1 protein-coding gene is annotated in these 1,517 nt (G+C 75.9%); it reads left to right on the top strand.

All coding sequences use genetic code 11. The features are described 5' to 3' along the window. A partial coding sequence (locus HUW36_RS32675; protein ID WP_174531564.1) for a type I polyketide synthase occupies window positions 1–1,517 on the top strand: 1,517 nt, incomplete at both ends.

Here is a 1,517-nt window from a genome sequence, read left to right as displayed (position 1 = left end):
CGGCTCGCCGGGCTCGACGCGGCCCGGCGCGAGGAGACGCTCACCGACCTGGTCCGGGACCTCGCCGCCGACGTGCTCGGTCACGCCGACGCCGGCGCGATCCCGGCCGGCACCGCGTTCCGGGACCTCGGCTTCGACTCGCTGACCGCGGTGGAGCTGCGCAACCGCCTGGTCACCGCGACCGGCCAAGCACTGCCCACCACGCTCGTCTTCGACCACCCCAACCCGGTGGCGCTGGCCCGCATGCTGCTGGCCGCGCTGCTCGGCGGCGAGCCGGCGCCCGCGCCGGCCGACCCGGTGGCCGCCGTCGCGGGCGAGGAAGCGGTTGTCGTGGTGGCCATGGCCTGCCGCTTCCCCGGCGGGGTCAGCGACCCGGAAGGGCTGTGGCGGATCGTCGCCGACGGCGTCGACACGGTCGGGGACTTTCCCACCGACCGCGGCTGGGACCCGGAAACGCTCGTCGACGTCGACCCGGCGGCGTCCGGCACCACGTACACCGACCAGGGCGCGTTCGTGCACGACGCGGGCGACTTCGACCCGGGGTTCTTCGGCATCTCGCCGCGGGAGGCCGCCGCCATGGACCCGCAGCAGCGGCTGCTGCTGGAGGCGTCCTGGGAGGCGATCGAGCGGGCCGGCGTGGTGCCGGAGTCGCTGCGCGGCTCCCGCACCGGCGTGTTCGCCGGCACCAACGGCCAGGACTACCGGGCGTTGCTGCTCGTCGCCGCCGACGAGGCGGCCGGCTTCGGCGGCACCGACAACGCGGCGAGCGTGGTGTCCGGCCGGGTGTCGTACGCGCTGGGCCTGGAGGGGCCGGCGGTGTCGGTGGACACCGGCTGCTCGTCGTCGCTCGTCGCGTTCCACCTGGCCGTGCAGGCGCTGCGCCGGGGCGAGTGCGACCTGGCCCTGGCCGGCGGCGTGACCGTGATGGCCACGCCCGGACTGTTCGTCGAGTTCTCCCGCCAGCGCGGCCTGGCCGCCGACGGGCGGGTCAAGGCGTTCGCCGCCGCCGCCGACGGCACCGGCTGGGGCGAGGGCGTCGGCGTGCTGCTCCTGGAACGGCTCTCCGAGGCCCGCCGCCACGGCCACCCGGTGCTCGCGGTGGTACGCGGCAGCGCGGTCAACCAGGACGGCGCGTCCAACGGCCTGACCGCGCCGAACGGGCCGTCGCAGCAGCGGGTGATCCGGGCGGCCCTGGCCGACGCGGGTCTGTCGCCGTCGGACGTGGACGTGGTGGAGGCACACGGCACCGGCACCACGCTCGGCGACCCGATCGAGGCCCAGGCGGTCCTGGCCACGTACGGGCAGGACCGGGACACGCCGCTGCTGCTCGGCTCGGTCAAGTCCAACATCGGCCACACCCAGGCCGCCGCCGGCGTCGCCGGCATCATCAAGATGGTCCTCGCCATGCGACACGGCGTCGTGCCGGCCACGCTGCACGTGGACGCGCCGTCGCCGCACATCGACTGGTCGGCGGGGTCGGTGGAGCTGGTGACCGAGGCTCGGCCGTGGCCGGTGGT

The sequence above is a fragment of the Micromonospora maritima genome (assembly GCF_902825405.1).
In the GTDB taxonomy this organism is placed as follows: domain Bacteria; phylum Actinomycetota; class Actinomycetes; order Mycobacteriales; family Micromonosporaceae; genus Micromonospora; species Micromonospora maritima.
This window is presented reverse-complemented; position numbering and strand designations above follow the sequence as displayed.